This is a genomic window from Candidatus Hodgkinia cicadicola, from assembly GCF_002774925.1.
The window spans coordinates 1-2,141 of sequence record NZ_NXGO01000046.1; the positions used below are offsets into that span (position 1 = coordinate 1).

A 2,141-nucleotide genomic window follows, 5' to 3' on the forward strand; every position below is an offset into this window, starting at 1 on the left:
AAGATATCTTCATGATCGAACATGAAACTTTTGGTTACAGAATGTTATTAACTTCAAGCAATTATGTTGTTAACGGAACTCTTGGTAATACCCTAACAACGTTGTGGTTAATTCTACCCGATTCCAAGACCATAATCGTTTATCTCATAACAAATATCATTATCATTCCGAACCATATATCTCACATCCTGTTCTTTCCAACGTCCGGATCACTTGAATAAACCCACATAAATTAATGACTACCACTACCAACAACATCTTTACTTTTTTTTATCAACATGGATATGAATATAACAGCCATAGACATACATTACATGTTGTTTCTACGAACCAAGAGGTGACCACTTGTTGTTTCATTTCAAATTCATGTGATCGGATGAAGAAATAACAACGACATGTTGTTTTAATGGGTAGTTATCAATTATTATCGGTAATGAAACGACCTCATGGATGTTGATGTTTTTTTTAAAAAAGTTATATATACCATCGATAGCAACCGATCTTTCAGCTGAAGACGGATAATCAACAACACCTAACATCAAAGTACCATCTTTTGTTAACTTAGTTAATATACACCAAATTGGTGAACCACTAACAAATAACTCTATCCCATCAATTTGATTAACTACCAAACATGTTGTTACCATTTGCCAAACGTTCAGACCGCTTACTATTAACCTCTATCTTCGATAGTTATCAGATTTATTCACTTCAAATATATCACTTTCTATAATTTTATCATAGGCTGTTACCAGGTTGTTACCATCACATTCCGAACCAACATCAATTTCATTGACAAAACCAAGACCATTTGTGTTGACATTTAACGTTATCCGAACAGTGTTTATTATCTTAAGATAGAAATTATACGTTAACTTCATGGGTAATTTAATGTTATTGTAATGGGATTCTGTATAAACCAATCGTTACTACTTTTTTTTGTTAATGAAACATATATATATCTGTTTGGCCGTTGGAACCGATCAAATATTCCAAGTAATTCATAGTTAATTTACCATAAGAAACATAATTCGGAATTAAATATATCTATCACGATTAATACTCCGATGTGATTAATCTGAACCTGAAAGTAATCGAATTGACAGTATTAACAAAACCATTTACTACCTTGATGTTGTGATAAGTACTTCGAAACGTTGAAACAACCACAACATTTATGAATGAAGACTCGTTGACCTCGTCTTATCTTGGTTACACCATATGGTGATAAATTTATAAACAAAAACAAGTACCAACGAGCTGATCACAAATCAAACAACAACCATGATCAATGGTTATATGCGGATGTAGAGTTTAACTAAAATTTTGGAAAGATCGGTATCAACGTTGTTTAGTTTTTGGATGGTCAAACGTTCGATGTCAGATATGATATAATTAATTCGAATTGTTGTTATTAACCACCAAGGTTGTAAATTTATAACCCATCAGTTTAGTTTAACATTAATACCATGTTTAACAGATAATCAGATAAATGTAGTCGTTGTATCAGTACATTGAAGTAATCAAATTGACTTATAAATTGATTAATCGGAACAACTATGATGTAATAATTATGGACATATCACAGGATGTGATCGGAACGTTTATAATTATCTCCAACATAACAAAAATGTAATGAATAACTGTACTTATAAGTGAATACCTCGAATTATATCAACACTATGGATGTTTGGGTTGACTTGTTTTCATGATGGTAGATATAGATATGAAATAAAACTATTAAACATATATCTCTACAAACACATCAACATTGGATCCGTATCGATGGCAACAGGTAAATCATCTGGATTGTTGAATAATGAACCATTAGGAACCATGGCATCGAATACCATAATACCAACTTATTTATAATTACCAAATTTAACAACTATAAACATCAAACGTTTGGATTAATTTAAAACAAGATGGTAGTGACTGATGTCACATGGAGGTTGGTTAACATCAAGTGTTGTAAGCCGTCAATAAAGTTTCCACTTATCTATATTATAAATATCATAAAACCACAATATACCAAATGTTATACCTTAAGATGTTATACCGAATAGTTCGGATATGGATTATAATGGTTTAATAAACAATGAACTAACTGATAAAATGTTAACAACGTTCGAAGATCTTAA

At 31.1% G+C, this 2,141-nt stretch carries 3 protein-coding genes; 1 reads left to right on the forward strand and 2 read right to left on the reverse strand.

Going from position 1 to position 2,141, the window contains the following annotated elements:
• Nucleotides 1-323: 323 nt before the first annotated feature.
• On the reverse strand, nt 324-647 hold the full coding sequence (locus MAGTDC_RS02500) for an FIG domain-containing protein (protein WP_278046944.1): 324 nt from the start codon (nt 645-647) through the stop codon (nt 324-326).
• A 33-nt stretch (nt 648-680) separates the two neighbouring features.
• A complete protein-coding gene (locus tag MAGTDC_RS02505; RefSeq protein ID WP_192573116.1) occupies nt 681-881 on the reverse strand; it encodes a hypothetical protein in 201 nt (66 codons plus the stop codon).
• Between the two features lie 754 nt (nt 882-1,635).
• Between MAGTDC_RS02505 and MAGTDC_RS04785 the strand changes: the two genes are divergently transcribed.
• Complete coding sequence (locus tag MAGTDC_RS04785) at nt 1,636-1,872, forward strand: hypothetical protein (protein ID WP_192573117.1); 237 nt, start codon at nt 1,636-1,638, stop codon at nt 1,870-1,872.
• Nucleotides 1,873-2,141: the final 269 nt, after the last annotated feature.